We start from the raw sequence: 25,289 nt of genomic DNA on the forward strand, positions 1-25,289 counted from the left end.
AATACAAGATATGCTTAGAACCGATTTACCACAATTCGACATATCTGAAAATATCATTATAGGAACAGATATCACCGAAGAAATCTTGGCATTTTACAAACAACCGTTCCGATTAAAAGCCGGAATCTTCGTGTTATGTTTAGAAGGAGAGATACATGCTTCCATCAAAATGACCGACTATTATATAAAGAAGAATGATTTCGTCTCTATTTTACCGGGAAATATCCTTCAGTTTATCGGACAACAAGGAAAAGTCCGATTGTGTTTCGTCGCTTTTTCATCGGAATTTCTGAGCCAAACCAACATGGTAAAATTTTCAGCAGATTTCCTGCCTCAAGTCATAGAAAATCCGGTAATATCCTTAAAACAAGAAAGCGCAGAACTTCTTGCAGAATATTTTTCTTTACTGGTGAAAACCCAGGAACAGATCACAGAAATATTCAATACGGAAATTACCAAGAGCATCCTACAATCGATGCTGCAAGGAATCGGATACATGTATCAGAAACATACATGGAATCCGCCTGCCCTTACCCGGAAAGAAGAAATCCGGAAACAGTTTGTCGGACTTGTCATGCAACATTATACACGAGAACGTTCCATCTCATTTTACGCCGAACAACTGAATATCACTCCGCAACACTTGTGCACGACCATAAAGCAAATCACAGGATTTACCGCCTCCGACATTATTGCCCGAATGGTAATCCTCGACGCTAAAGCCCAACTAAAATCGACAGAATTGACAATACAGGAAATTTCTTACTCCTTGAATTTCCCGAACGTATCATTTTTCGGAAAATATTTCAAACGCCATGTCGGCATGAGTCCTCAAGCTTATCGCAACAGTCAATAAAATTATACCAAAGAAGAAAGCCCTTGTCCGAATCAAACGGACAAAAGCTTTTAAAATAATAACCCCTTAGAAGCAATCAAAATCAGCCGAGCCGCCTATATTATATTCCCCTGATACTGATTCAATACAGTATGTATTCCGGGTAACGAAATAAACCACATTACCATACCGGCAACAAAAGCTATGCTCCACAATATAACCAACAAGACTGTCACCCAGCGGGATTGGGGAGGAAAATTAAATACACGCCCTAAAACCATTCTCAATACGGCATATACCGGAATGGCCAGCAAAACCAGCAAAACGGCAGTCAACATCCACGGATAGTGAACGGCAGAGAACATCTGCATAAAAAACGGATCTATGCCTTGCGTAACAATTCCGACCGTACCTCCGGCCGCCGCCAATAACACGAACAATAAAGAAGACAAAAGAACCAACAAAATAAAACCAAGACATCCACCGAAAATTATAAATACAAATTTCAATACGATCTTAATTGCCGAAAGCACATAATCACCGAAAGTTTTTTTCTCTGGTCCTAATTCCTCTTTTGCTATCGTTTCGGAAACAAATCGTTTGATATTATCGACCGTCGCCGCCTCCCCTCTCATCTCTAATTTCTGTGCAGCAGTTTTAGCCTCCGGAATACAAATCCACAAAACCAAATAAATCAGAAGCGCATATCCGGTAAGAAAAGTAAACAATACGAACAAAATGCGGACAAGCGCTGTGCTGACACCGAGATAATATCCCAATCCTGAAGCTACACCGCCAAGAAAAGCATCGTCCTTATCCCTAAACAGACGCCGTCGGTTTCTCTCGGGAATTTTTTCCTGAGGTGTCGTTCCATCCTCCCCTTTTTCAGTATTCTGATTTTCAACTTCTTTTTCTCCGACCTCCTTATCATCGATTTCAATATTCAGCGTATCAGAAGCAAAATCTTCGGGATGTCCCATCACAGAGATGATTTCATCTACCTCGCGCATCGTAATTATTTGCATACCGAAACGCATTCTTTCTTTAAACAACTCGGCAATACGAGCCTCGATATCGCTCAATATCTCGCTTGCTCCTTCTTCATTCCGGAAATAATCGTTCAGACTTTCCAAGTAATCCTGCAACTGGCTATAAGCGTCTTCATCGATATGATATACCGTATTATTCAGATTTACCGTTAGCGTCTTTTTCATATCTATTATATATATTATTTATCATCATAAAACTATATCTCCCGAATATGTTCGACTGTGCGGTTCAATTCTGTCCAAGCACTTTCCAACTCATTCAGGAACGCTCTCCCGGTCTCTGTCAAACGATAATATTTTCGAGGAGGACCTTGAGGAGATTCTTCCCATTCATAATCAAGCAGACCGGCATTTTTCAAGCGTGTCAACAGCGGATAAAGCGTACCTTCGACCACAATAAGACGAGATTCTTTCAAAGATTGTATAATATCCGACACATACGCCCGCTTTTTACTAAGAATCAAGAGTGTACAATACTCAAGAATCCCCTTGCGCATCTGAGATTTTATATTTTCCGTATTCATACATTACACCTTTACGCCACAAATATAGCACAAAAATATAAATACCTTGCAATACAAGGTACTGATTTTAACCTTATATAGACGTTAAAAACATTTATATAGAAAATTTCCGATACATATAAATATTCTTAACACCAAACAGATCAGAACAAAACACGAAAAAAAATGAAAAGTACATATACAAGAAACACAAAGTGTAATATTGCTAATTTTAAGCACAAGCCACAAAAACAGGCGGATTATGCGGTCATTAAGATCGACTTAAAACAGCATAAATTAGGAAATGATAAAATCAAATCAGTTGTCAACGCAAAAATGGCCGAATTACCGGATTTAAAAGGTGTAATCGTAATAAACCGTAAGAGGGAAGTAATATACAAAGCGATCCTCTAAAAATACGACTGCGATTACCCGCTACTTTGGTATCGGATAATCGCAGAAGATCTTCAGGCTCGCAGGCCCGAACACCTCAAATATACATATAATATTTTAATATACAATAGCATGATAATGCCAAACAGATCAGAACAAAACACGATAAAGAAAACTATTTATGCAAATTTAGTTCACCTAAAGTCTGTTTAAATTTTGTTCAGGTCAAGTTTAATACCTTCTTCTAATTTTTTTGTTCTTACAAAGGAGATAGTAGACCATCCGATGAATGAAAGCGAGAAAACAGTGTAGAAAAAAACACAAAAAATAACCGGATAAAATCTCTTCGTAGGAAAATTTATATAGACTCTAACATTTATAGACACACAGTATTTGATAAAAACAATATATTTGCCACATGAAAAAATATCAATACGAAGACCCCGAATTCGGTACAATAATTCTGTATCTCCACCCGACAGCCCGGCATCTCATTTTCAAGATACGGGATAATTCACTACAGATAACCGTTCCGGAAGGTATTACCTACGCACAGATAACACAATCCATAAACAAAAACAGGGAAAACATACGAAAAATATACGTACGTAAAAACGACAAAATATTACGTCCGGGAACTTTGCTCGAAACCCGAAACTTTACTATTGCCATACAAACACATAACAAAAACAAATACCTGTTCAAGCTATACAACAATACGCTATTTATATTCTGCCCCGACACGACAGATTTCGAATCTCCCGAAACCCAAAGAATCATATCTGCCGGTATCAAACGATTCATCAAACAAGAGGCCGAAAAGTACCTGCCGGAACGCCTCGATTTATTAGCCAAACAATTAAACCTGACCTATAACAGCGTATCGGTGTCTCATGGACGGAAACGGCTCGGCAGATGCGATATGCGACGCAATATACTCCTGTCCTATCATCTTATGTTTCTGCCCGATCGCCTGATTGATTACGTAATTTTTCACGAATTAGCTCATTTATCTGAAATGAATCACGGAGAACGTTTCCACCAACTATGTAACCGATATTGTCAAGGCAAAGAAAAAATTTTAGAAAAAGAACTCAAGTCTTTCCCGTTTCCTATTGAATAGAATCCAATATATTAATACATATAAATATATATTAAAATAATAAAATAATTTTGCATTATGATAGGAAAATGCAACCGAACTATTTGTTGACGTACCTATATTTTGTATATTTGCAACGCAAAAGGGAGAAGAAGGAGGGGGCACATTGCCCCCTCGTTTTGTTCTAATATAAAACTATCGCTATCGAAAAACATATTAGACATCATCTCCTTCCCCATTAAAAGAAGTTGAATGATAGAAAAAGATTTTGTAAAGGAACTTGTAGAAAAAGGACTGTCGGGAACAGACTGCTTTATGGTAGATGTTCAGGTAAAGCCGGGCAACAGTATCATTGTTGAAATAGATAACGAAGAGGGCATAGATATAGAACAATGCTCGACCTTGCACAGATTTATAGAAGAACACCTCGACCGAGATATAGAAGACTATGAGCTTGAAGTAGGGTCGGCAGGCATTACATCTCCGTTCAAAGTTCTGAAACAGTATAAAAAAAATATAGGCAATGAAGTCGAAGTCCTCACCAAATCGGGATTAAAGCTCAACGGAGTCCTAAAGGAAGCGGACGAAGATAAATTTATTGTCACAATAACAAAAAAAGTAAAGACAGAAACCAGTAAACGGAAAGTAGAGGTTTCGGAAGATCTCGCTTTCGGTTATGATGAAATAAAGTACACAAAATATTTAATCAGATTTAAATAAATATGGCCAAAAAAGAGGAAGCAATCAGCATGGTCGACACGTTCTCGGAGTTTAAAGAACTGAAGAACATTGACAGAACGACAATGATCAGCGTGTTGGAAGAATCGTTCCGCAACGTATTAGCGAAAATGTTCGGTACGGACGAAAACTTCGATGTTATTGTAAATCCCGACAAAGGGGACTTTGAAATATGGAGAAACCGCGAAGTAGTCGAAGACGGACAAGTCAGCGATCCCAATCTGCAAATCTCTTTATCCGAGGCCAAAAAAATCGATAACGATTACGAAGTAGGTGAAGAAGTTACCGACGAAGTAATTTTCGAAAAATTCGGACGCCGGGCTATTTTAAACCTGCGTCAGACATTGGCATCAAAAATTCTGGAACTGCAAAAAGATGCTATTTACAATAAATACAAAGATAGAATAGGACAAATCGTCAGTGCAGAAGTTTACCAGATCTGGAAAAAGGAAATGCTTCTTATCGATGATGAAGGGAACGAACTTCTTCTTCCGAAAACAGAGCAAATTCCTTCGGATTTTTATCGTAAAGGAGAAACCGCAAGAGCGGTAGTCGCCCGTGTCGATAACAAAAACAACAATCCGAAAATTATCATATCCCGAACTTCGGAAGAGTTTCTGAAACGGTTGTTCGAACTGGAAGTTCCGGAAATACATGACGGTCTGATTACTATTCGCAAAGTAGCACGTATCCCGGGAGAACGTGCCAAAATTGCGGTAGAATCTTATGACGATCGCATCGATCCGGTAGGCGCTTGCGTCGGGGTAAAAGGCGCTCGCATTCACGGTATCGTCAGAGAATTGAGAAATGAAAATATCGACGTAATCAACTATACCGCAAATACATCTCTTTTCATCCAAAGATCATTGAGTCCGGCAAAAATTTCTTCAATTCGTCTGAACGAAGAAGAAAAAAAAGCCGAAGTATTCTTAAAACCTGAAGAAGTTTCTCTCGCCATCGGTAAAGGGGGACTCAACATCAAATTAGCATGTATGCTGACCGGATATACGATCGACGTATATCGTGACATCGATGAAACAGAAGAAGAAGACATTTATCTCGATGAATTTAAAGACGAAATCGATGGTTGGGTAATAGAAGCCCTAAAAGCTATCGGATGTGCTACGGCCAAAAGCGTATTGGCAATGTCCCGTGAAGAATTGATCGAAAAAGCAGATCTCGAAGAAAACACCGTTGATGAAATAATTAATATATTAAAAGCAGAATTTGAAGAAGAATAGAAAGGGAATCCGTCATACTGCGAAGTAAGACGGATTTACCCTGTTTCCCAGTCTGGAAGATCTCCCGGAATCCGACTAAATATTCTTCTTTCATTTTGTATAACGCTAAAAAACGATTATGACGATAAGGTTAAATAAAGTAGCAAGAGATTTAAATGTAGGAATTCAGACAGCTGTCGATTTCCTGCAAAAGAAAGGATTTTCTATTGAGTCAAATCCCAATACGAAAATCAGTGACGAACAGTATGCCCTGCTGGTAAAAGAGTTCAGTACGGATAAAAATCTGAAAATCGAATCGGAACGTATCAGCCAGGAGCGTCATAATAAAGACAAAAACAAAGCAACCGTCGCTCTCGAAGGCTATGAAGAACCCGCATCGGACAATGAATCGGGAAAAACGGAAATAGCGACAACCATAGACGAAGAATTAAAGCCGAGAATCAAACAAGTCGGAAAGATAGATTTAGATAATCTATACCGCCCGGTAGCTCCTAAAAAAGAAGAACCGGAAGAAACCGTAACAGCCAAAGAGGAAAAAACAGTTACTGAAGAACCCGTACAAGATCATAACGAGATCGAAAAGGAAATTCAGGAAGAAGAACAAATTTCTATAAAAGAACCCGAAATTACAGAAGAACCTCAAACTGAAAATATCGAAGAAGAAGAGGAAGAAGATTTGGTTTCAGAAAACGATATTGACGAGAATTCCGAAGAAGAAGAGGACGACGAACCCATCCATATGAACGAAGAAACAAAAGAAGACGAAATATTTACGCTAAACCGGCCTAAACTGACTACGAATATCAATGTTGTCGGGAAAATAGATCTTTCAGCGTTGAATCAGCAAACTCGTCCGAAGAAAAAAACAAAAGAAGAGAAAAGGAAAGAGCGCGAAGCTAAAGATAAACAGCGCAATGATCTGAAAAAGCCGCTTATTGCGGACACAAAAACGGGCGAATCTCAAGAAACGGATATGGAACGCAAAAAACGGAAACGTATCCGCAAAGAAAAAATCGATATTGAGAAGAATGCGCCGACCACAAATCCGCAATCTCGAAACAACGGTAACCCAAAAGGTCCTAAGTTGAAACTGAAAAAACCGGTAAAAGCCGAAATCAGTGAAGAGGATGTACAGAAACAGATCAAGGAAACACTGGCCAGGCTGACAACCAAAGGACAGAAAAAGAGTGCAAAATGGCGTAAAGAGAAACGCGAAGCTTTTGCTAACAAAGCTCAGGAACTGGAAGAGCAGGAGATGGAAGAAAGCCGCATCCTGAAACTGACCGAGTTCGTTACCGCTAACGATCTGGCCGTCATGATGAACGTACCGGTAAATAACGTTATCGCAACTTGTATGAGCATCGGTATCATGGTGTCTATCAATCAACGACTCGATGCGGAAACGATCAATATCGTAGCAGAAGAGTTCGGATTCAAGACAGAATATGTCAGTGCAGAGGTAGTAGAAGCGATCAATGTAGAAGAGGATAACGAAGAAGACTTGACTCACCGTCCCCCGATCGTCACGGTTATGGGACATGTCGATCACGGAAAAACCTCGTTACTCGACTATATCCGTAATGCGAATGTCATCGCAGGTGAAGCCGGAGGTATCACCCAGCATATCGGGGCTTACAATGTAAAATTGAGCGACGGTAGAAGAATCACGTTCTTGGATACACCCGGACACGAAGCTTTCACTGCCATGCGTGCACGAGGAGCTAAAGTTACGGACATCGCAATCATCATCGTAGCTGCAGACGACAGTGTGATGCCGCAAACCGTCGAAGCAATCAACCACGCATCGGCAGCAGGAGTACCTATCGTATTTGCCATTAACAAAGTCGATAAGCCCAACGCCAATCCCGATAAGATCAAGGAAGAATTGGCCAACATGAACTACCTTGTCGAAGAATGGGGTGGAAAATATCAGTCTCAAGATATTTCGGCCAAAAAGGGTACAGGAGTACACGAACTGCTCGAAAAAGTTCTACTCGAAGCCGAGTTGCTCGACTTAAAAGCAAACCCCGACCGTAGAGCTACCGGTTCGGTAATCGAATCGACTCTGGATAAAGGACGAGGATATGTAGCTACCGTATTGGTAGAAAACGGAACTCTTCGCACCGGAGATATTGTTCTTGCAGGAACACACCACGGTCGTGTCAAGGCCATGTTCAATGAGCGAAATGCTCGGATCAATGAGGCCGGACCGTCTGCACCCGCATTGATCTTAGGCTTGAACGGTGCTCCGCAAGCAGGAGATATTTTCCACGTAATGGAAAGCGAGCAAGAAGCGCGTGAGATTGCAAACAAGCGAGAACAGTTACAGCGAGAACTCGGATTGAGGACACACAAGCTACTGACTCTCGATGATATAGGAAGACGTATTGCCATCGGTAATTTCCAAGAACTGAATGTGATCGTAAAAGGAGACGTTGATGGTTCGGTAGAGGCATTGAGCGACTCTCTGATCAAATTATCGACCGAAGAAATTCAGGTAAACGTATTGCATAAAGCAGTAGGACAAATTTCTGAATCGGATATTACCTTAGCCGCCGCATCGAATGCCATCATCATAGGATTCCAAGTACGTCCGTCTATGGCAGCCCGTCGTCTTGCAGAAAAAGAAGGTGTGGATATTCGACTCTACTCGATCATTTACGATGCGATAGAGGAAGTAAAATCCGCTATGGAAGGAATGCTTTCTCCGGAAATCAAGGAAGAAATTACGGCGACTGTCGAAGTACGGGAAACTTTCAAGATCACAAAAGTGGGAACTGTTGCCGGATGTATGGTCAAAGAAGGTAAGATCAAACGTACCAACAAGATTCGTCTCATCCGTGACGGTATCGTCATTTACTCCGGAGATCTCGGTTCTCTGAAGCGATTCAAAGAAGATGTAAAAGAAGTTGCTACCGGATATGAATGCGGTCTTAACATCGCCAACTACAACGACATCAAGATAGGTGACTTGATCGAAGCGTATGAAGAGGTCGAAGTAAAAAAGACACTGTAAAAACTCTGCACAGGCATTACCGAGACAATCGGGTTACCTATTTGCAGTAAGAATACAAACACGGATGTAAAAGAAGTAACCCGACAAACCGGAACTTTTTGACATCTGTGTTTTTCTGTTCGGAGACAAATGATTTAAAGGGAGTATGAGAATCGAGATTATAGATATAGTCATTGCCGTACTCATTTTGTACAGTATTTTCCGAGGCTATCATTTAGGACTTATTCGTCAGATCGGAGCTTTGGGAGGAATACTGTTAGCTATTTTGGGGGCTAATCTGTTATCTCCTTTCATGGGATTGCTATTGAATAAAACAGAACTGTTTCCCGAATACGTCAACCATAAAATCGCATATTTGGTAACTTTCCTGATTATTCTCTTCTCCTGCAAATTTATCACCCGATTGATGCAACGCTTTGCCCGGATGCTGCATCTCGGACTTCCGGATAAATGGGCAGGTGTTCTTTTCTGCGGATTCAAATATATCCTTGTAATCAGTGCAGTTCTGAATATTTATGATTTATTACACAAGGAGTTAGATCCGAAAGATACAAAAATGCAAGAAAATTCATACTTTTATTCCGAAATAATAAAAGTCGCTCCTTTTATTCTCGATTTATCTAAACAAGCATTCCGTAACGAGAATAAAAACAAAGAAACAGACAAACCAAAACAGATAAGTGTGTGTTTATTAAAAAGATATTCTTACGACATCCCCATTTTATCCGATATAAACGATAATGGGCTAAATGTAAAATATATATATGAAACAAGAAGATCCTAATCAAATATTAAACGACGTTACATCCAACGATTATAAATACGGATTTGTAACCGATATAGAAACGGAAGTGATTCCTACCGGATTATGTGAAAATGTAATCAGGCTTATCTCTCAAAAAAAAGGCGAACCCGAATGGCTACTCGAATTCAGACTAAAGGCTTATGAACACTGGAAAACATTGAAGATGCCGCATTGGGCACATTTAGACATTCCTTCTATCGACTACCAGGCAATCAGCTATTATGCAGCCCCGAAGAAAAAAGAAGGACCGAAAAGCCTTGATGAAGTAGATCCCGAGTTACTGAAGACATTCAACAAATTAGGAATCTCTTTAGAAGAACAGATGAAACTTTCAGGAATTGCCGTCGACGCTGTCATGGACAGTGTTTCGGTAAAAACGACATTCCGGGAAAAACTCGCCGAACTGGGCGTAATTTTCTGTTCGTTCAGCGAGGCAGTCAAAGATTATCCCGACTTAGTAAAAAAATATCTGGGTTCGGTGGTATCTTATCGTGACAATTTTTTTGCAGCGCTCAACTCCGCCGTATTCAGCGACGGTTCGTTCGTGTATATTCCCAAAGGGGTACGCTGCCCGATGGAGTTATCAACCTATTTCCGTATCAACGCAGCCAATACAGGTCAATTCGAACGCACCTTAATCGTAGCCGATGACGACAGTTATGTAAGCTATCTCGAAGGGTGTACCGCTCCGATGCGTGACGAAAACCAACTGCATGCGGCAATAGTAGAGATAATCGCCCACGACCGTGCAGAAGTAAAATACTCTACTGTTCAGAACTGGTATCCCGGTGATAAAAACGGGAAAGGCGGTATTTATAATTTTGTAACGAAACGGGGCATGTGTAAAGGAGACCATTCGAAAATCTCATGGACACAAGTAGAAACAGGCTCTGCCATTACATGGAAATATCCGAGTTGCATACTTGCCGGAGACAATTCGATCGGAGAATTTTATTCTGTTGCCGTTACCAATAACCACCAACAGGCAGATACAGGAACGAAAATGATCCATTTAGGAAAGAATACAAGAAGCACGATCGTTTCCAAAGGTATCTCTGCAGGATACAGCCAAAACAGCTATCGGGGACTGGTCAAAGTTTCCCCTCGTGCCGATAATGCCCGTAATTATACACAATGCGACAGTTTATTGCTGAGTTCTCATTGCGGAGCACACACATTTCCGTATATGGACATAAAGAACAATACTGCAGTCGTAGAACATGAAGCTACTACATCCAAGATCAGCGAAGATCAGATATTTTATTGCAACCAAAGGGGTATTCCGACAGAAGATGCCGTAGGTCTGATTGTAAACGGTTATGCCAAAGAGGTGATGAACAAGCTCCCGATGGAATTTGCTGTCGAAGCCCAGAAACTTTTACAAATCTCCTTAGAAGGCTCGGTTGGATAATTGAATATTTTAATTTGAACATAAAAAAGACGACATACGATGTTAGATATTAAAGATTTACATGCCAGTATCAACGGCAAAGAGATATTAAAGGGAATTAACCTGACGGTAAAACCCGGAGAAGTTCATGCGATTATGGGTCCTAACGGATCGGGGAAAAGTACATTATCTTCGGTTCTGGCAGGAAATCCGGCCTTTGAAGTGACCGAAGGAAGTGTAAATTTTTATGGAAAAGACCTGCTATCTCTTTCTCCTGAAGACCGTTCACACGAAGGCATTTTCTTGAGTTTCCAATATCCGGTAGAAATACCGGGTGTAAGCATGGTGAACTTCATGCGTGCCGCTGTAAACGAACAACGCAAGTATAAGGGTTTAGAACCTCTATCCGCAACAGACTTTCTGCGCATGATGCGCGAAAAACGCGAAATCGTAGAGTTAGATAACAAACTGGCGAGCCGATCGGTAAACGAAGGCTTTTCCGGCGGAGAAAAAAAGAAAAACGAAATTTTTCAAATGGCTATGCTTCAGCCTCGTTTGTCGATTCTGGACGAAACGGACAGCGGACTGGATATAGATGCCTTACGTATCGTTGCAGAAGGCGTGAATAAGTTGAAATCAGATCAAAATGCGACAATCGTAATTACTCACTATCAAAGATTGCTCGATTATATCGCTCCGGATTTTGTTCACGTGCTTTATAAAGGTCGTATCGTAAAATCAGGCGGTCCTGAACTGGCCTTGGAGTTGGAAGAAAAAGGATATGATTGGATCAAAAAAGAAGTCGATAAACAAATCTGATCCTTTTAATCAGACGTTTCATTATCATTGTACATCATGAATATAGAAAAACAATATATAGAATTGTACGACCAGTACCATTCACTCATCGACAATCATGCTTCTCCCATACTTAACGCATTGCGGGAAAAAGCGATGTCCGATTTCCGGGAAACAGGATTTCCCTCCCCAAACGATGAAGAGTATAAGCACACGAACATTCCGGATCTGTTCGCTCCCGATTACGGATTGAATCTGAACCGTTTAGAGATACCCGTAAACCCTTACGAAGTATTTCGATGCGATGTTCCGAATCTCAGTACATTGCTTTACTTTATAGTCAATGACAGTTTTTATACAAAAGAAAATCCTAAAATAAAACTTCCCGAAGGAGTTCTTATCGGAAGTCTTAACGAAATGGCTCGTTCTCATCCCGATCTGGTACAGCGTTATTACGGGAAACAGGCTTGTACCCGAAACGATGGAATCGTCGCATTAAATACGGCATTCGTACAAGACGGATTTTTTCTTTATGTACCGAAAGGTGTTATTATAGAAAAGCCGATACAACTGATCAATATACTACGGGGAGACGCAGATTTTATGGTAAACCGCCGCCTGTTGATCATTTTGGAAGAGGGTGCACAAGCTCGTCTGCTGGTTTGTGACCATACGATGGATAAAAAGAAATTTTTGTCATCGCAAGTAACCGAAATTTATGCCGGTAAAAATGCGGTATTCGACTATTATGATATAGAAGAATCATCATTGAACACTAACCGGATAACCTCTACTTTTGTAGATCAAGCTGAAAAATCGAACGTCCTTATTAACGGTATTACCCTTCATAACGGCACGACTCGCAACAATTACCGGATGACATTTTCCGGAGAACATGCCGAAGCTCATTTGTGCGGAATGGCGATAGCAGATAAAAAACAATCGGTAGATAACCATACGTTCATCGACCATGCCGTTCCTCACTGCACCAGTAATGAACTGTTCAAATATGTTCTGAACGATTCATCGACAGGCTCTTTCAGCGGACGCATTCTCGTACGGGAAGGCGCACAGAAAACCTCGGCTTATCAAACCAACCGGAATCTTTGTGCGACAAAAGAAGCCCACATGTACACGAAACCGCAATTAGAAATATATGCAGATGACGTAAAATGCAGTCACGGCGCTACCGTAGGACAATTAGACGAAAACGCGCTGTTCTATCTCCGGTCACGGGGAATCCCCGAAGCTGAGGCACGAATGCTGTTGATGTTCGCCTTTACCAACGATGTAATCGAGAACGTCAGGATGGATGCCTTAAAAGACCGATTGCGCCAATTGGTAGAAAAAAGATTTCGCGGAGAACTCGACAAATGTGCAGGATGTAATATCTGTCAATAAAATAAAGGAGATCATACAATTATGTTAGACATTCAAAAAATACGAAATGACTTTCCTATACTCAAACAAAAAGTATATGGGAAACCATTGGTTTATTTTGACAATGCTGCAACCTCTCAAACTCCCGAATGTGTCGTCGATACGATCAGAGACGGATATGACCGGATCAATGCAAACGTACACCGAGGTGTGCATTTTTTAAGCCAGGAAGCTACCGAAGGTCACGAGAATGCACGAAAAAGAGTGCAGCAATATTTGCATGCAGCACACGACTACGAAATTATTTTTACTCGTGGAACTACCGAATCTATAAACCTGGTCGCAAGCTCGTTCGGAGACGCTTTTCTGAAAGACGGAGATGAAATAATATTGTCGGAAATGGAACATCATGCCAATATCGTTCCGTGGCAATTACTTCAAAACCAGAAAAAAATTATATTGAGAGTCGTGCCTATCGATGAAAACGGAGAACTGAAGATGGACGTTTTCCGCTCATTATTCAATGAAAAGACAAAACTCGTATCACTCTCACATATCTCTAATGTTTTAGGAACTGTAAATCCCATAAAAGAAATAATTTCAATATCGCATTCGCACGATGTGCCCGTCTTGCTGGACGGAGCACAAGCTGCTCCTCACACTCGGATAGACGTGCAAGATCTGGATGTCGATTTTTATGTTTTATCAGCTCATAAAATGTATGGTCCTACCGGAATCGGAGTATTATACGGTAAAGAAAAATGGTTGAACGTCATGCCTCCCTATCAGGGTGGAGGCGAAATGATCTCGCATGTTTCTTTCGAAAAAACGACATTCAACGAACTGCCTTATAAATTCGAGGCCGGAACTCCCGACTATATCGGAACAATGGCTTTTGCGACAGCCCTCGATTATATCGAAAGCATCGGGATAGAGAATATCGCAGCACACGAACAAGACCTGCTTCGTTATACAACCGGACAATTGATGCAGATAGACGGCATGAGAATTTTCGGAACTGCACATGAAAAGAGTGCTGTTATCTCGTTTCTTGTAAAAGATATTCATCATTATGATATGGGAATGTTACTTGACAAACTCGGTTTTGCTACCCGGACAGGACATCATTGCGCCCAACCGTTGATGCAGGCTTTAGGTGTGGAAGGTGTACTTCGCGCATCTTTTGCTGTTTATAATACTAAAGAAGAGGCCGACGCATTCGTTGCAGCCGTAGACCGTGTTGCAAAAATGTTTTGATCTGATATATAAAAATTCAACAAGGATGTAGAAAATATCTACACCCTTGTTTTTTTACTAAGACCGAAATAGGGTATCAGATACCCTATTTTCAATAAAATGATAAATATACCTGCTTTTTTGCACGGATATTGTTATATATTCAGTTATTTGAATCATTTGAAAAACTATATATGAAAAAATTTGTAGAGTCAATCGCCAAAATGGAGTTTAATCGAAAAAAGGTTCTGATCATTATTATCGGGATTATCGTCATCGGAATCGTCTATTACTTCCTAAGCCGTCCCCCAAAAACAGCGGCCTCTGAACCTACGGTAGTCATAGAGACCGTAACGACAGACGATGTCGAAATCTACGGAGAATATGTAGGACGCATTCGAGCACAACAGTTCGTCGAAGTTCGTGCACGAGTAGAAGGCTACCTTGAAAAAATGCTCTTCGAAGAAGGTACTTATGTCCCTAAAAACCAACTATTATTTATTATCAATCCCGACCAATACAAAGCAAAAGTCGATAAAGTAAAAGCCCAGCTTACCAAAGATAAAGCTCAAGCACTGAAAGCTAAACGCGACTTAGAACGCATACAACCCTTATACGCTCAAAATGCGGCAAGCCGCTTAGACCTCGACAATGCAATTGCCGCATACGAAAGTGCGGCAGCTTCGGTAAACATGACCGAGGCCGATCTGTCGCAAGCCGAAATGGAACTGGGATATACGGCAGTTCATTCTCCCCTTTCCGGACGAATAAGCGAACGTCATGTCGATGTAGGAACATTAGTCGGTCCGGGAGGAAAGTCTCTATTGGCGACCATTGTCAAAAGCGATACGGTATTAGTCGATTTCAGCATGACTGCCTTGGATTACTTGCGCAGTAAAGAGAGAAATGTCAATCTGGGACAACGGGACACCTCCCGCACGTGGCAGCCTTATATAACGATTACGCTCGCAGATAACTCGATATATCCGCAAAAAGGTTTGGTAGATTTTGCCGAGCCGCAAGTAGACCCGCAAACCGGAACATTTTCCGTGCGGGCAGAGATGCCTAATCCTGAACAGATATTGCTGCCGGGACAATTCACCAAAGTAAAACTATTGCTCGATGTCCGTGAAGATGCCATCGTTGTTCCCAACAAAGCTGTAATTTTAGAAAAAGGAGGAGCTTATATCTTCGTTATGCGCAAAGACTCTACCGTAGAAAAACGATTCATAGAAATAGGCCCGGAAATCGGAAACAAAATGGTTGTAGAACGAGGTCTTGCCACAGGCGAGAAGATCGTTACCGAAGGTTACCACAAATTAACTCCGGGCATAAAAGTCAAACCGGTCACCGAAGCCATCAAGCCTGAAACACCGGAAGAAAGGAGCGAATCATGAAAAGCGAATTTTTTATCGACCGCCCCGTCTTATCGATCGTTCTGTCCTTAGTCATCGTTATCGTCGGGCTTATCGGGCTTTTCTTGTTACCGATAGACCAATATCCGCAAATTACTCCTCCGGTGGTAAAAATAAGCGCATCCTATCCGGGAGCGAGCGCAACGACCGTGTCACAAGCGGTAGCTACACCTATCGAACAAGAATTAAACGGAACTCCGGGAATGCTTTATATGGAATCGAGCAGTTCCAACTCGGGAGGATTCTCCGCCACTGTGACTTTCGATGTTTCTACCGATGCCGATCTTGCTGCCGTAGAAATACAGAACAGAATAAAACTGGCAGAATCGCGACTACCGGCAGAAGTCATACAAAACGGAATATCTGTAGAAAAGCAGGCGGCCAGCCAATTGATGACGATTTGTCTTACATCGAACGACCCGAAATTCGATGAAATATACCTAAGCAATTTCGCAACGATCAACGTACTCGACTTATTACGTCGAATCGAGGGTGTCGGCAGAGTATCGAATATCGGAAGCCGCTACTATGCCATGCAAATATGGGTACAACCCGACCGTCTTGCAAACTTCGGATTAACGGTACAAGACCTGCAAACCGCACTGAAAGATCAGAATCGGGAATCGGCTGCCGGTGTCTTAGGTCAGCAACCTGTGACGGGACTGGACATAACGATACCTATCACTACCCAGGGGAGATTATCATCCGTAGGGCAATTCGAGGATATTGTCATCCGGGCCAATCCTGACGGCTCTCTTATCCGGTTAAAAGATGTCGCCAGAGTTTCCTTAGAAGCCTCTTCATACAATACCGAAAGCGGTATCAACGGTGAGAATGCCGCCGTATTAGGAATATACATGCTTCCCGGAGCAAATGCGATAGAGGTTGCACAAGCAGTAAAAGATGCCATGAAAGAAATCAGCAAGAACTTTCCGGAAGGCATGAGCTACGAAATACCGTTCGATATGACGACTTATATTTCTCAATCGATTCACGAAGTCTATAAAACATTGTTCGAAGCATTGGGATTGGTTATTCTCGTCGTATTTTTATCATTACAGAACTGGCGTGCGACCCTTATCCCGGTAATTGCCGTACCGATCTCATTAATCGGAACTTTCGGATTTATGCTGATATTCGGTTTTTCTTTAAACCTTCTGACCATGCTCGGTCTTATCCTCGCCATCGGTATCGTGGTCGATGACGCCATTGTCGTCGTGGAAAATGTAGAACGAATTATGGAAGAAGAACATATCGGTGCATACGAGGCGACAAAAAAAGCGATGAACGGACTGACAAGTGCTCTGATTGCGACATCGTTGGTACTTTGTGCCGTATTTATTCCCGTAAGTTTTCTTAGCGGCATCACCGGACAACTTTACCGGCAATTTACGGTAACCATTGTCGTATCGGTACTCATATCGACAGTCGTGGCCTTGACATTAAGCCCGGCAATGTGCGCTCTGCTGTTAAAACCGAGCGACAAGAAAAAGAAAAAACACATTCTATTCCGATATATAAACCACTGGTTGGTTACCGGAAACAGGAAATATTCCAACCTCATACAAAAAGCGATGATGAATCCGAGAAGAATATTGTCCGGATTCGGAATCATGCTGGTCATCATGTTCGTCATTTCCCGTTTTATTCCCACCAGTTTTATGCCGCAAGAAGATCAAGGTTATTTCAAAGTAGAATTGGAACTTCCTGAAGGTGCGACTCTCGAACGTACCCGAAAAGTCACCGAAAGAGCAGTCTCCTATCTGCTGGAGAATCCGTATGTCGCATACGTACAGAATGTCACCGGAAGCAGTCCTCGAGTAGGGAGCAACCAATCGCGAAGCGAACTCACGGTAATCCTTAAACCTTGGGAAGAGAGAGAAGGTGTAGGTGTAGAACAAATCATGGAAACCGTACGAGAAGAATTTTCCCAATATCCCGAATCCAAAGTATTTCTAAGTACTCCTCCGGTCATTCCAGGTCTCGGATCTTCCGGAGGATTCGAAATGCAACTCGAAGCACGGGGAGATGCAACGTTTCAGAATCTCATACAAGCCACAGACACGTTGATGCATTACGCTTCGCAACGGAAAGAACTGACAGGACTATCCTCTTCTATGCAATCGGAAATTCCGCAACTCTATTTCGATGTAGACCGGGACAAAGCCCGCATACTGGGAGTACCGCTAACCGACATTTTCTCCACGATGAAAGCTTATACGGGGTCGGTATACGTCAACGACTTCAACATGTTCAACCGTATTTATAAAGTATATATTCAGGCTGAAGCTCCTTATCGAGCTCATAAAGACAACATCAACTTATTCTTCGTACGCGGAAGTAACGGAGCTATGGTTCCTCTCACCGCTCTCGGAACGACCGATTACACGACCGGCCCGGGAAGCATCAAACGATTCAATATGTTCAACACGGCCATTATCCGAGGAGCAGCGGCACAAGGATACAGTTCGGGGCAGGTGATGGAAATCATGGAAGAAATAGCGCAACAACACTTGCCCGCCAATATCGGAATCGAATGGAGCGGACTCTCGTTTCAAGAGAAAAAAGCAGATGGTAAAACAGGCATGATAATGGCCCTCGTTTTCTTGTTCGTATTCTTGTTTCTGGCAGCACAATACGAAAGCTGGTTAGTCCCTATTTCGGTACTGTTATCTCTCCCCGTAGCAGCTTTCGGAGCTTATTTAGGAATATGGGTCTGCGGAATGGAAAACGACATCTACTTCCAGATAGGACTCGTCATGTTGATCGGGTTAGCTGCTAAAAATGCGATTCTGGTAGTCGAGTTCGCAAAAATTCAAGTAGATAAGGGTGCCGACATCATATATGCCGCCATTCATGCAGCACGTCAACGATTCCGCCCCATCGTCATGACCTCTTTCGCTTTCATCTTGGGTATGCTCCCGATGGTATTGGCAAGCGGACCGGGCTCGGCAAGTCGGCAATCTATCGGAACAGGTGTCTTTTTCGGAATGATATTTTCCATCACATTCGGCATTATCCTCGTTCCCTTTTTCTTTACTTTAATATATAAACTCAAAGCGTCAATCAAAGAAAAATGGTCATGAAAATAGTATCCAAAATATACATAGTATTCGTTATTCTGATAATGACCGGACTCTATTCCTGCAAAATAGGGAAAAAATACAGTCGTCCGGAATTACACCTGCCCGAAAGAATTACGGAACAACATTCCGACTCGTCAACTCTGGCCGATCAGGATTGGAAAACTATATATACGGACACTTTATTGCAGTCTCTTATACAAAAGGCTCTCGATAATAACAAAGACATGCTGATCGCAGCGTCCCGTATAAAAGAATTGGCATATAGAAAAAGAATAGCTACCGGAGATTTATTCCCTACCATAAATGCGGCTATACATCCTGAACGGGAACATACGAATGACGGAGGAAATAACCCCATCAACGATGATTCGTTTGAGGGAAAACTCTCCCTATCATGGGAAATCGATTTATGGGGGAATCTACGTTGGGCACGAGCTGAAAGTATTGCCGAATATCTCGCATCGGTAGAAGCAAGACGTGCTTTACAAATGTCGATGATCGCACAAGTCGCACAATACTATTACGAACTGGTTGCATTGGACAACGAGCTGGACATCGTCCGACAGACACTGGATACATGGGAAAAAGGTCTCGATCTGGCGAGAATCCGTTTTGAAGGGGGATTGACTTCGGAAACGTCTTTTCGTCAGGCTCAAGTAGAACTTGCCCGTACAGCGACATTAGTACCGGAACTGGAAAACAAGATTTCTCAAAAAGAAAACGACTTGTCGTTGCTTGTCGGAGAATATGAAGCTGTTATTACCCGGGCAAAAATGAATCCCGATATCTATTTGCCCGAACAATTGCCTGTAGGATTACCCTCGACCCTTTTGGAGCGGCGTCCCGATCTGAGACAAGCCGAGCAAGAGTTAATTGCGGCGCATGCCCAAGTCGGTGTCGCCTTTACGAACATGTTTCCGAAATTAACTCTCACAGCTACTTACGGGATAGAAAGCTCTTCTCTGAATGATTTTTTACGTTCTCCTTACGGATTTATCGGAGGGACATTACTTTCTCCCATTTTCGGCGCTGGAAAAAACATCGCAAAGCATAAGGCTCAGAAAGAGGTATTCAGACAGACTTGTTATCGATACGAAAAATCGGTTCTGACAGCTTTTCAAGAAACAAAAAATGCAATTGTAAACTTTAACAAGGTAAAAGAAGCCCGTATCCTGAAAAAAAATCTTTACGAAGCATCAAAAGGATATGTAGAACTGGCCCAACTACAATATATTAACGGGGTCATCAACTATCTCGACGTATTAGATGCACAACGAGGATTTTTTTCTGCACAAACAGGTCTTAGCAATGCCATAAGAGATGAACAGATTGCTGTCGTTTATCTCTACAAAGCATTAGGAGGAGGATGGGACAACTTATCTCCATTCGATAAAGAAGAGACTAAGCAATAATTTATCGAACAAAATCTGCCGGAAGAAAAATTTTCCGGCAGATTTTGTTTTCTAACGTAATTTCTTACCCGAAGATACCGGATCGAAACCTAAATCAATTACATCGAAATGAGCATCGGAAGAGACCGTTCCGCACCACGCTATCCGATGATACTTGAAAGGAGGCGAAAGCGGACGCATTCGTATTTGCCCCGACACATCTCCGGCAATACGAAAACGATAAAGTAACGAATAACGTCCTTCTGCCTCTTGTGTACCCCACACCTTACAAACCAAATCAGCCCTTTGTACCGAACAACGTAATGCAATGTGAGAAACACGTTTATAAATATCGGGCAACAATTTTATAGGTCGGGTTATCACACTTATTTGCATATCCGATTGAACTTCGGAGCACAAATCATACAACCTACCGCTTTTATCTCCGACAAGCAAACCCGGGTAGAGATTATATAAATATTTCCAATCAACAATACGACAGTACCAACTCGAAAAAGATAATCCCAATACATAGCAAAAACGATAATCGGCATTCAAGAAAATAATTTCCTGCCGGATATAGTTATACCCGGCGGTACATTTCCCTTGGATATACTTTCTAAACGGGACAAAATCCTCCGATAACGATATAGAATCACCATCGGACGAATCTTGAGGAAGTGCATCCGGAACTCCGCCGAACACAGGAGAAAGTAAGTTGGACTCTGCCCCCTGTAAAGCCATAACCCCTTGTTCGGAAAGATAAACGACAGCATTATCTATCGGAACAATCAGATTCGAAGACAAACAGACCTCCCGATTTACAGGATGTTGATTGCTGTAAAGGACTCCCTCACTCCCCTGCTGCAAAACCCATATACCTTCTGTCGTAAACACATATAACGGAAACTCTCCATACTGACCTTGTGACAAGGCTGCCGTAGCAGCCGCTAAGTCGGTAATCTCTCCTCCCGATAAAATATAAGTAAACTCTTGAGGAAATACAAAAGGATTATTTATTTGCGATACTCTCAACTTATTGGGAGTATGCTCCACAGCATTTATCTCTTCCGGAATCTTGCCTTCATCAGGTTCGGATATTTCAGAAAAAGTAATAGGTTTTAAATCCGGAGAAACATAATAAGCCATATTCTGATCTTGAGAAGATTTCAAATCGACCGTTATTCCATATTGTTTTCCTCCGGCATCATCGCATATCCTCACTTTCATCTTATATGCTCGGCTGTCAGGATAAGAAATCATAGCCGAAAGACCTTTAAGAGACATACGAGACTCAAAAGAATTTACCAGACGCCTCTCCCCGTCAGAACCGTTCATGTACACTTCGATATATCCCCGTTGCACATCGATATCGATTAAGTCTACCCCATTATAACGATTCTGTGTCAACGCAAAGACCGAAAGGGGAAAACCGCTGGAATAGTACATAGATATTCCTCCCAAATGTAATCTCCCGTTATACACATAAGAGGTCTTCGCCGTAATACGATGATGAGAAAAATTATCCAAAGGCAATACATCTTGTTGTTCGAGATTATTCAAATCACAATTATATTCCAATGAAAAGGGTTGTGCAATCTGTTCCTTTCCGGAAAAGGATGCCACTTTAAAGAATACAACCTCTTCCGACAGCCTCCGTCTGACCTCCTCCTCTGTCAATTGCGGCACATCGAAAATAATAATCCGAGTCTGTTTACCTCCAATATTCCGTATCTCATACCGATAGTCATTTTCTGTCATGGCAACCTGCTTGACTACCGGTATCTCTTTTGAAATAAACACATCTATCCCGGTAACAATATCCGACCATTTCGATAAATCGCACTTGCCGATATTATAATAAAGCGACTCTCCCCTTAAATTGAACTTATTTTCGACAAATCGCCTCAAATATCCGTCTTCCAGCTCGCAAAGTGCTTCAATATTATTCAACGTATCGGCTTTATCCGATTGTAACATGACGACAGGCGGGGACGGAAGAATATAAGAACCGTCATACATTCGGAGTGCATACCTCACCAAAAAAGGATGGGCGAAATAACCGTCCGACAGCAATTTACTCTTACATTTACTATACGTACCATATATCCAAGAAATAAACGCCCTCTTGTCTGTATCGGAAAGACGACAAACTCCGTCATCCCGAGTCTCTACCTTCAAGGTATAAGTATCGAAGATCTCGGTACTCTGAATACTTCCTCCCAAATAAAACGATATTTCGGGCATATCCGGACGTGTCCCCAATATCTCATAAATTCCGTTTCTGTACAGTAAATAAAATATTTCTGTATCGGTAATTACAACAAGCGTATTTCCGACCGACTCTATTCTCGACAGTCCGGAGATCTCACACAATGCCTCCAATCCCGTCGGAAAGACCTCTCCATCCTTTTCCTCCGCCTCAAAATAAAGATTCGTGCCGTCATACGAAATATAATGCTTATAGGCTTCGTTACAATGCAAAAATATGACTTTACGGGAAGTTTCTTCCGGAGTATATAATAAGCGGGGTTCGCCGACAGCTTCCCAAATACCGTCCCGGCATCTCAAGTTCACGATCCGGCTACACTCCCCGTCGCCACACATTGCCGGAGGTAACTGATGCGACATGCCCTTAATTTGTAATCTGTTCTGTTGCATAATATTATCTTTCAATTTCTTTTTCGGTAAAAATAGAATAGAGAACATGCCGGCTCGTGGGATATTTATAAAAAAGAATTCGTTCAGGCAAGATTTTATAATTATCGCATAAAACCAGAACGATTCAATATTTTTTTTGCAATCGAGAAAGTAAATCCAGAGTCTGTTTAAAATTCTTTATAATACTCCAATACAAAAAAAGGACTGAAACAGACTCTCCGACTTATAACCGTAAAATAAAAATCATTATGAATGACTGCAATTACAAAATCTTTAACAACAAACGGTTAATGCCGAAACAGGAAAAGAGAAAAGAAAAAGAAGACGAAACATTCGACCGTTCTCAATACGAAATTTTATGGACGGCAAAAAAGGCATGGGAAAATATAGAACCATACCGCAGGCGTCGCAAACGAAACAGAAAATATACATTCGGACAACAATGGAGCGATAAAGTAACGTTACCGGACGGAAGAACGATAACCGAAGAGCAATATTTGAAAGAACAAGGGAAAGTCCCCTTAAAAAACAATCTGATCCGTCAACTGGTAAAGAACGTCATCGGACAATTCCGAAGCACTCAGACTCAACCGGTATGCATCTCCAGAGACCGGAACGAACAACAATTAGGAGAACTGATGAGCATAGCCCTCGAATATGTTTATCAACATAACCGAATGTGGGAAATCGACGGCAGAACTCTCGAAGAATTTTTGATCTCGGGAAGCTGCTTTCACAAAATAGTTTACGGCAAAAGGCGAAATAAAACGGATGTATGGATCAACGAAATAAACCCGAACCGAATTTTCTTCAACAATATGGAAGATATACGACATTGGGATTGCACAATGATAGGAGAATTGCATGATGTACCTATCGCAACAATCTTATCCAATTTTTCGGGAGGCTCTCGCAAACGGGCTTCCCGTCTCCGGGAAATTTACAGTAATGCCAATCAAGAAGAACTGTACCGTCAATATTCAAACCTGACCACGGAGCGGATCGACAATCTCGACTTTCTGATTCCCGGAGAAGACCACCTCTGCCGGGTAATAGAAATATGGAGGCTCGAAAATCGTGAACGGTTAAAATGCCATGATACTTTGAACGGAAAACTTTATAAAGAAGAAATAGACCGTTTACCGGCCATCGAAGCGGAAAACAGAAAAAGAATCTTCGACGCCGGAAAAGCAGGGATCGACAGTAAAGACGTACCGCTGATCCGCACCGAATGGTTTATCGACCAGTTTTGGTATTATCGCTTTTTCTCCCCTTTCGGAGACATTTTGGATGAAGGAGAGACCCCGTACTGGCACGGAGAACACCCTTACAGCATGCGGCTTTATCCGCTTATCGACGGAGAAATTCACTCTTTTGTCGAAGACATCATCGACCAGCAACGATATATAAACCGACTGATTACATTGGTTGATTTTATCATGGGATCGAGTGCCAAAGGCGTATTGCTTTTCCCGGAAGATCAAATTCCCGACGGGATGACGATCGAAGATGTAGCTGAGGAATGGACACGATATAACGGAATCATTTTATTCAAACCGAAACCGGGAGCGCCCCTTCCTCAACAAATTGCCGTAAATTCGACCAACGTAGGTGCTTATGAACTTCTAAACCTGCAAATGCGACTGTTAGAAGATATCTCTGGCGTACATGGCGCTATGCAAGGAAAAACCGCTGCATCGGGAACTCCCGCCTCCCTTTATGCACAACAAACCCAAAATGCAAGTCTGAATCTTATCGACCTGTTCGAATCTTATAAAACTTTTCGGGAAGACCGAGATACGAAAATGATGAAAACCATCCAGCAGTTTTATAACGAAACCCGGTATTTAGAAATTGCGGGAGATAAAGCTACCGAAGGACAAATACTCGCATCTCCGGATAAAGTCCGTAACGCAGAATTCGATATATCCATCACCGAATCCGTTTCCTCTCCGGCATACCGGGTAGCATCGAACGAGTTTTTGCTGGAACTGTTCCGAATGGGACAGATTTCTTTGGAAATGCTCCTCGAAAACGGTTCATTTCCATTTTCCGACCGCTTGTTACAGAGTATAAATAAATTAAAACAAGAGACTCAACAACAAAATTCTAAAGATACTCTACCGCTCAAAAAAACAGAAAACATTTAGGACTCTATATGGATTTTACTTGGACTTGATCCGAGCAAAATCCATACAGGCTAAAATAAAAACAGCCATAAATCCCGACCTATCGAAATTCTAAAAAAAT

The 25,289-nt window shown here is 41.7% G+C and carries 18 protein-coding genes; 15 read left to right on the plus strand and 3 right to left on the minus strand.

Annotation, left to right across the window (positions count from 1 at the left end; all coding sequences use genetic code 11):
- Positions 1 to 10: 10 nt before the first annotated feature.
- Positions 11 to 856: a helix-turn-helix domain-containing protein gene (locus tag AC0UMU_RS01805; protein WP_288640550.1), complete on the plus strand. Its 846-nt coding sequence runs from the start codon at positions 11 to 13 to the stop codon at positions 854 to 856.
- 95 nt (positions 857 to 951) lie between these two features.
- Here the strand turns inward: AC0UMU_RS01805 and AC0UMU_RS01810 are convergent, their stop codons facing one another.
- Both AC0UMU_RS01810 and AC0UMU_RS01815 read right to left on the minus strand, forming a co-directional pair.
- Positions 952 to 2,049 (minus strand): PspC domain-containing protein, encoded by a 1,098-nt coding sequence (locus AC0UMU_RS01810; RefSeq protein WP_288640547.1) that lies wholly within the window; start codon positions 2,047 to 2,049, stop codon positions 952 to 954.
- A gap of 32 nt (positions 2,050 to 2,081) precedes the next feature.
- A complete protein-coding gene (locus AC0UMU_RS01815) occupies positions 2,082 to 2,408 on the minus strand; it encodes a PadR family transcriptional regulator (protein WP_009319024.1) in 327 nt (108 codons plus the stop codon).
- 165 nt (positions 2,409 to 2,573) lie between these two features.
- Here AC0UMU_RS01815 and AC0UMU_RS01820 point away from each other — a divergent pair, with 165 nt between their 5' ends.
- From AC0UMU_RS01820 to AC0UMU_RS01880, 13 genes are all read left to right on the plus strand, one after another.
- Complete coding sequence (locus tag AC0UMU_RS01820; RefSeq protein ID WP_195595953.1) at positions 2,574 to 2,801, plus strand: hypothetical protein; 228 nt, start codon at positions 2,574 to 2,576, stop codon at positions 2,799 to 2,801.
- Between the two features lie 397 nt (positions 2,802 to 3,198).
- On the plus strand, positions 3,199 to 3,903 hold the full coding sequence (locus AC0UMU_RS01825) for a M48 family metallopeptidase (protein WP_009319025.1): 705 nt from the start codon (positions 3,199 to 3,201) through the stop codon (positions 3,901 to 3,903).
- A gap of 231 nt (positions 3,904 to 4,134) precedes the next feature.
- Positions 4,135 to 4,602 carry a ribosome assembly cofactor RimP gene (rimP, locus tag AC0UMU_RS01830; protein ID WP_122304293.1) on the plus strand — a complete coding sequence of 156 codons (468 nt, stop codon included), beginning with the start codon at positions 4,135 to 4,137 and terminating at the stop codon, positions 4,600 to 4,602.
- A gap of 2 nt (positions 4,603 to 4,604) precedes the next feature.
- Complete coding sequence (gene nusA, locus AC0UMU_RS01835; protein WP_022391095.1) at positions 4,605 to 5,861, plus strand: transcription termination factor NusA; 1,257 nt, start codon at positions 4,605 to 4,607, stop codon at positions 5,859 to 5,861.
- A 118-nt stretch (positions 5,862 to 5,979) separates the two neighbouring features.
- Positions 5,980 to 8,877 carry a translation initiation factor IF-2 gene (gene infB / locus AC0UMU_RS01840; protein WP_288640539.1) on the plus strand — a complete coding sequence of 966 codons (2,898 nt, stop codon included), beginning with the start codon at positions 5,980 to 5,982 and terminating at the stop codon, positions 8,875 to 8,877.
- Between the two features lie 145 nt (positions 8,878 to 9,022).
- Positions 9,023 to 9,661 (plus strand): CvpA family protein, encoded by a 639-nt coding sequence (locus tag AC0UMU_RS01845; RefSeq protein WP_009319029.1) that lies wholly within the window; start codon positions 9,023 to 9,025, stop codon positions 9,659 to 9,661.
- Positions 9,642 to 11,093, plus strand: a complete 1,452-nt coding sequence (sufB, locus tag AC0UMU_RS01850) for a Fe-S cluster assembly protein SufB (protein WP_022391092.1) — start codon at positions 9,642 to 9,644, stop codon at positions 11,091 to 11,093. The genes AC0UMU_RS01845 and sufB overlap by 20 nt, the downstream gene beginning before the upstream one ends.
- Before the next feature lie 39 nt (positions 11,094 to 11,132).
- Positions 11,133 to 11,891, plus strand: coding sequence for a Fe-S cluster assembly ATPase SufC (gene sufC / locus AC0UMU_RS01855; protein WP_009319031.1), 759 nt, complete (start codon positions 11,133 to 11,135; stop codon positions 11,889 to 11,891).
- Between the two features lie 36 nt (positions 11,892 to 11,927).
- Entirely contained in the window at positions 11,928 to 13,271 is a 1,344-nt protein-coding gene (gene sufD, locus AC0UMU_RS01860; RefSeq protein WP_288640534.1) for a Fe-S cluster assembly protein SufD, read from the plus strand.
- Positions 13,272 to 13,292: 21 nt separating this feature from the next.
- Positions 13,293 to 14,507, plus strand: coding sequence for an aminotransferase class V-fold PLP-dependent enzyme (locus AC0UMU_RS01865; RefSeq protein ID WP_278715771.1), 1,215 nt, complete (start codon positions 13,293 to 13,295; stop codon positions 14,505 to 14,507).
- Positions 14,508 to 14,710: 203 nt separating this feature from the next.
- Complete coding sequence (locus AC0UMU_RS01870) at positions 14,711 to 15,883, plus strand: efflux RND transporter periplasmic adaptor subunit (RefSeq protein WP_423767135.1); 1,173 nt, start codon at positions 14,711 to 14,713, stop codon at positions 15,881 to 15,883.
- Entirely contained in the window at positions 15,880 to 18,987 is a 3,108-nt protein-coding gene (locus tag AC0UMU_RS01875; RefSeq protein ID WP_278715775.1) for an efflux RND transporter permease subunit, read from the plus strand. Before AC0UMU_RS01870 ends, AC0UMU_RS01875 begins: the two co-directional genes overlap by 4 nt.
- The gene (locus AC0UMU_RS01880) at positions 18,984 to 20,399 is read left to right on the plus strand and encodes an efflux transporter outer membrane subunit (RefSeq protein ID WP_278715777.1); all 1,416 of its coding nucleotides are present in this window, start codon (positions 18,984 to 18,986) and stop codon (positions 20,397 to 20,399) included. Before AC0UMU_RS01875 ends, AC0UMU_RS01880 begins: the two co-directional genes overlap by 4 nt.
- 51 nt (positions 20,400 to 20,450) lie before the next feature.
- Here AC0UMU_RS01880 and AC0UMU_RS01885 read toward each other — a convergent pair whose 3' ends face one another.
- Positions 20,451 to 23,039 carry a hypothetical protein gene (locus AC0UMU_RS01885; protein WP_278715779.1) on the minus strand — a complete coding sequence of 863 codons (2,589 nt, stop codon included), beginning with the start codon at positions 23,037 to 23,039 and terminating at the stop codon, positions 20,451 to 20,453.
- A 248-nt stretch (positions 23,040 to 23,287) separates the two neighbouring features.
- Between AC0UMU_RS01885 and AC0UMU_RS01890 the strand changes: the two genes are divergently transcribed.
- Positions 23,288 to 25,189 (plus strand): portal protein, encoded by a 1,902-nt coding sequence (locus AC0UMU_RS01890; protein WP_278715782.1) that lies wholly within the window; start codon positions 23,288 to 23,290, stop codon positions 25,187 to 25,189.
- The last annotated feature ends 100 nt before the right edge of the window (positions 25,190 to 25,289 follow it).

The organism is Coprobacter fastidiosus (assembly GCF_982245605.1).

Excerpts from the sequence above, each read along its gene's own strand:
- AC0UMU_RS01805 (WP_288640550.1), top strand. The coding sequence starts at position 11 with ATGCTTAGAACCGATTTACCACAATTCGACATATCTGAAAATATCATT.
- AC0UMU_RS01810 (WP_288640547.1), bottom strand. The coding sequence starts at position 2,049 with ATGAAAAAGACGCTAACGGTAAATCTGAATAATACGGTATATCATATC.
- AC0UMU_RS01815 (WP_009319024.1), bottom strand. The coding sequence starts at position 2,408 with ATGAATACGGAAAATATAAAATCTCAGATGCGCAAGGGGATTCTTGAG.
- AC0UMU_RS01820 (WP_195595953.1), top strand. The coding sequence starts at position 2,574 with ATGAAAAGTACATATACAAGAAACACAAAGTGTAATATTGCTAATTTT.
- AC0UMU_RS01825 (WP_009319025.1), top strand. The coding sequence starts at position 3,199 with ATGAAAAAATATCAATACGAAGACCCCGAATTCGGTACAATAATTCTG.
- rimP (WP_122304293.1), top strand. The coding sequence starts at position 4,135 with ATGATAGAAAAAGATTTTGTAAAGGAACTTGTAGAAAAAGGACTGTCG.
- nusA (WP_022391095.1), top strand. The coding sequence starts at position 4,605 with ATGGCCAAAAAAGAGGAAGCAATCAGCATGGTCGACACGTTCTCGGAG.
- infB (WP_288640539.1), top strand. The coding sequence starts at position 5,980 with ATGACGATAAGGTTAAATAAAGTAGCAAGAGATTTAAATGTAGGAATT.
- AC0UMU_RS01845 (WP_009319029.1), top strand. The coding sequence starts at position 9,023 with ATGAGAATCGAGATTATAGATATAGTCATTGCCGTACTCATTTTGTAC.
- sufB (WP_022391092.1), top strand. The coding sequence starts at position 9,642 with ATGAAACAAGAAGATCCTAATCAAATATTAAACGACGTTACATCCAAC.
- sufC (WP_009319031.1), top strand. The coding sequence starts at position 11,133 with ATGTTAGATATTAAAGATTTACATGCCAGTATCAACGGCAAAGAGATA.
- sufD (WP_288640534.1), top strand. The coding sequence starts at position 11,928 with ATGAATATAGAAAAACAATATATAGAATTGTACGACCAGTACCATTCA.
- AC0UMU_RS01865 (WP_278715771.1), top strand. The coding sequence starts at position 13,293 with ATGTTAGACATTCAAAAAATACGAAATGACTTTCCTATACTCAAACAA.
- AC0UMU_RS01870 (WP_423767135.1), top strand. The coding sequence starts at position 14,711 with ATGGAGTTTAATCGAAAAAAGGTTCTGATCATTATTATCGGGATTATC.
- AC0UMU_RS01875 (WP_278715775.1), top strand. The coding sequence starts at position 15,880 with ATGAAAAGCGAATTTTTTATCGACCGCCCCGTCTTATCGATCGTTCTG.
- AC0UMU_RS01880 (WP_278715777.1), top strand. The coding sequence starts at position 18,984 with ATGAAAATAGTATCCAAAATATACATAGTATTCGTTATTCTGATAATG.
- AC0UMU_RS01885 (WP_278715779.1), bottom strand. The coding sequence starts at position 23,039 with ATGCAACAGAACAGATTACAAATTAAGGGCATGTCGCATCAGTTACCT.
- AC0UMU_RS01890 (WP_278715782.1), top strand. The coding sequence starts at position 23,288 with ATGAATGACTGCAATTACAAAATCTTTAACAACAAACGGTTAATGCCG.